5 protein-coding genes are annotated in these 4087 nt (G+C 39.8%); 4 read left to right on the top strand and 1 reads right to left on the bottom strand.

Annotation, left to right across the window (positions count from 1 at the left end):
- A partial coding sequence (locus FWE37_09235) for a hypothetical protein (protein ID MCL2521161.1) occupies window positions 1-774 on the top strand: 774 nt, incomplete at its 5' end.
- A 40-nt stretch (window positions 775-814) separates the two neighbouring features.
- Here FWE37_09235 and FWE37_09230 read toward each other — a convergent pair.
- A complete protein-coding gene (locus FWE37_09230; GenBank protein MCL2521160.1) occupies window positions 815-1372 on the bottom strand; it encodes a hypothetical protein in 558 nt (185 codons plus the stop codon).
- Window positions 1373-1699: 327 nt separating this feature from the next.
- On the opposite strand from FWE37_09230, the gene FWE37_09225 reads away from it, so the two are divergent.
- The 3 genes from FWE37_09225 to FWE37_09215 all read left to right on the top strand — a co-directional run.
- A complete protein-coding gene (locus FWE37_09225) occupies window positions 1700-2320 on the top strand; it encodes a PorT family protein (GenBank protein MCL2521159.1) in 621 nt (206 codons plus the stop codon).
- 31 nt (window positions 2321-2351) lie between these two features.
- Window positions 2352-3350, top strand: a complete 999-nt coding sequence (locus FWE37_09220) for a hypothetical protein (GenBank protein ID MCL2521158.1) — start codon at window positions 2352-2354, stop codon at window positions 3348-3350.
- Between the two features lie 41 nt (window positions 3351-3391).
- On the top strand, window positions 3392-4087 hold a 696-nt coding region (locus tag FWE37_09215; GenBank protein ID MCL2521157.1), incomplete at its 3' end, for a hypothetical protein.

The raw sequence follows: 4087 nt of genomic DNA, 5'->3' as shown, positions 1-4087 counted from the left end.
ACGGCACAAGCGACCAGCCCGGCCTCGAAGGCGGAGCTGGACAGGATACAAACCCATTTTAACTATGTTTTGGTTAAAGATGATGAAGGCAATGAGACTGATAACCCGCCGCCGCCTAAGCCAGCTGTTATGCCAGATTCTGAAGTCATTGGTAAGAAGACTTGGGAGGATAACCCCAAAAATAGCGATGGTACCTATATGTATTTACGGCAAACTCAAATGGAGAATGATGATTGGAATGGGGATACCACAGTTTTAACAACTGTAAAAGTTATACGAGATGATAAAGAAGTGATGATCAATACAAATATGGTTTTTTGGTATGGTTGTTATTTTATGACTTTACTCACCATTGCCCAAAGGAAGCTAGGTGTTATCTTTTCAAAAGAGGACGTTAAAGAAATTTACTATAAAATAAGAGTAACTAATTATGTTAATAAAAATGGAGTCACTGAAAAAATTATGACTAATAGTACCTTTATAAATGACGGCGCTAGCTTGTTAAATGAAGTTTTTAAAATGGAAAAATTTAGAGCTGCTAATTCTCCCATTTTAACCGCTAAAGTTACTTTCCCCGAAAGCACGGCTAGCCTTGTAGCTGAAGACTTTGATGGTAAAAAATATGATTACACTATAGCTAATGGGAACAGTCACTTTCTTTTAGCTAGTGGTCATGGGCGATTTTTATATAACCCAAGTAATATAACGGTAGTTAATCAAAAAGTGCCTAACACTATTCATTGGCGTGGCGTTACTATTTTTAATAAAAATTAAAATTCAGTCATAATCCCTGTATTTCCAACACTTACAGGGATTATTGTTCACCGGGAGAGTGGTTATACTCAAATCTAAACAAAGTAACACCGCTATGGAACCCTAGTATATTTTGCTGGGTTAATCGAGTACCATTTATAGAAATGCCTTCTAACTTAGCAAGATTTCTTATATCAAGAGTAGTTAGCAAATTCTGCTCTACATTAAGCCAAGTTAAATTAATAAGATTACTTATATCTAAACTGGTTAAATCATTGTAGCCCAAATCCAGATAAGTTAAATTAATAAGGGTATTGACATTAATATTGGCTAACCCATTACCAAATAAATCAAGCTTGGTAAGTCCTACTAAATATTCAATACCACTCGTATTTTTAACACCAAGCGTGCCAGTAGTAAGCGCTTCAATCCTCGCCAAAACATCACTCAACCTTTGCCCCACTAAACCGGCATTAGGCCCTAAATGTTCCGCCACCACTCTTCTCAAATTCTCATCAGGGAACAAACTGGCCAGCGTAGCGTTAGCCGGCACCGGCAAGCCTTGCCCTTGTGCATTTATGGCTATTAATAATAAAAATAAAATTAATATTTTTTTCATAGTTTTAGTTTAACATAGCTTGGGGTTAAAGTAAAGCTAAAATTTAAAAGTTTGGCCTGTAAGCGTAATTTTGCGTTAAATATTTAGTACCTATAAAGGGATAGGTGCCCACGGAAGTGCCACACTAGTGTACTTTGTCATTACGAGCGTAGCGAAGTAATCCAGCTTAATTTGTTACACTTAAATGGATTGCCACAACTTTCTCCGAAAGTTTCGCAATGACAAAAAAGTTTCAAGTACACTAGTGTGGCACTCCCGTGCCCACATCGCTCTTGACAATTACAAATTATATGCTAAAATATAAATAGTTATGTTAAGGAGGTAACCATGAAAAAACTGTTTGCTTTAATATTATTACTAGTAACATTTAATGCGGCAGCAGAGGCAACCTCTAGTAACGATGCCGGCGATTTAACTGCTGGCCTTAAAGTTGGTGTGGGGTTAGGGGTTAATCTTTCTAGCTTTAATACCCAGCCCACTATAGAAGACATTTGGTTAGGCCCACGCTTTGGCGGTGAAGCTTACCTTATTTGGGGCTTATACAGATATTTTGCCGTACAAGCCGGCCTTGCTTACGGTTACTTAACGGCCAGCAACTATTTAGTTGATAACGATGCCAGCTTTAATATGCACAGCTTTTCGCTTGGTGTGCTGGCTATGCTTAGGGCTTACTTGGGCGATATTCATTTGTATATTGCCGGCGGGATAAGTTTAGGCTATAGTTACGCTAATATGCAGCACTATAATGCCACCGAAACCAATTACCGTAACTTTAGTTTTAATTTAGTAAGCGAAATTGGCCTTACCAACATACCTCTCGGACCAAATGGGTCGCTGCTTTTTGCCTTACGCAGCGAGCTGGAGCCGCTGCACAGAAACCAAAACATTTTGGGGTTTATGTACGAAATAGTTGGCCTGCGTATTGGTTACGGCTGGCGTTTTAATTGACATTTTTACCAAAATTGTTTAAAATAAAGCTATGAAAATTCCTAAAATTAAATATTTTTTCTTAGGCTGCCTTTTTACCTTGGCGGCTCTGCCGCTTTTTAGCCAAGACAACTCCGAAGAAGCTGCCGGGACTGTACCCGTCCGCTGGGGTGTGGGCCTAGATGCAGCTTTTTATACCAATAATAACATAAGCGATGTGGCAGCCAATGGCTTTGCTGCCCCTAACGGTTTAGCCGTACCCGGTGTGCTGGCTACGGCCCATTATATTATTAACGTTCCCCTTTTAACCGGCGATGGCACTAACCCGCTGTTTGCCGGCAATGGTCTTTCTTTGCGCGGCCAAGTTAATGTTACTCCCGTTACCCTCGAGGGGATTGGCAGCGCTACCTTTAGTCCCATCGCTTTTTTGGCCTTTCACGCTACTGCTTTTGTTGGTACAGGCTGGAGCTTGGGCGAATTAGCAACCGGTTTAGCTTTATGGGAAGCCGATGGCCTTAATTACGATAGCTTTCAGGGCGTAATTAGTGGTGTTACTTTTGGCGGCCGTTTTCAGTTTAATTTAGGAGCCATTATACCGAGCACTTGGACCAACATTATTCTTCTTTCGGATAACCGCTTGCAATTCCGCCACTTTACGGCTGCCGATAACAACACTCCGTATCTTTTTAAAAGTGATGGCGACCGCCGCAACCTTAACGGCTGGCGTTACACGGCTAGTCATGTAATTGGCTATCAATTACCTTTTATGGTTAATCTTGTCGCCATAGTAACCGATACCGAAACTAATTTAGGCCACGCCCGCGAGGTATCGACAATGGCTAGCGGCGGCTGGGGCAGCGATTTTACCTTAGTACGTTTTGGCCCTATGGCCAACCTTGCCTTTAATGGGCAGCATAACTTAACTATTTTAGCCCAGCTGCAACGTAATGTTACTTGGCATGATACCGAAACCTCTTTAATAAACCGCACGTACAGGGGCAATTATATTAGCTTTTATCAGTTAGCTTTAAGTTACCGTCTAAATTTTTAAGCTGTTTATGGCCAAAGGCCTGCCTCTATAAGCTATGGCTTTTGCTAAAAAATACCGTTATTTTTTATATGGTGCAGCAGCTTACTCTTTTAAGTAAAAACCTTTCTCACTTTGTTACTACAAATTTACTTATCCCGCTGGGTTTAAGTAAAACACCTGTTTTTACTAAAAAAGTTATTACCGATAAAGTAGTGGCCACCATCACCGATAAACTTAATAACCTCGAGTTAGCCGGTAACTTATGGCTGGCCGCCGCCCGCAAGCGTATGTATGTTTTAACGGCTATTAATTCGTTATTTTTATTATTGGCTTTAGCTTTACAGCATAGCCAACATTTATTACTGCTATCGGCCAGCCTTTTGTTGTGGGGTTTAATTTTTTATATGCTTTACCGTTTAGCGGCAACCATTTTTAATTTGATAAAAAATAAAAATAACGAAAACAGCCGCTACTTAAAAATATTTTTAGTTAATAAAGGTTTTTTACTTAACCATAGAAAATACGCCGCTCGTTTAGTATTTAACCGCTATTACCACGATAAACTTAGCAAACGGCTGCGCATTAGCCACCGTGTTTTAGCTAAAAGCGGCAAATTACCCAGTAAAAACGAAATTTTTAATTACTGTTATTACTATGCCAGCGTTTACTTACACAAATTTAAACGCAGCGCCACCTTATATTTTGTTATACCGCTGGCTAGTTATAGTGTGGGCATAGTTATTTACCGTATCATTATT

Source organism: Spirochaetaceae bacterium, assembly GCA_009784515.1.
GTDB lineage: Bacteria > Spirochaetota > Spirochaetia > WRBN01 > WRBN01 > WRBN01.
Note: the sequence above shows the minus strand (reverse complement) of the source record. Positions and strands in the feature narration are given on the sequence as shown.

What these genes read in the sequence shown, in the direction of transcription:
- FWE37_09220 (MCL2521158.1), top strand. Translation starts at nt 2,352, where the DNA reads ATGAAAATTCCTAAAATTAAATATTTTTTCTTAGGCTGCCTTTTTACC.
- FWE37_09225 (MCL2521159.1), top strand. Translation starts at nt 1,700, where the DNA reads ATGAAAAAACTGTTTGCTTTAATATTATTACTAGTAACATTTAATGCG.
- FWE37_09230 (MCL2521160.1), bottom strand. Translation starts at nt 1,372, where the DNA reads ATGAAAAAAATATTAATTTTATTTTTATTATTAATAGCCATAAATGCA.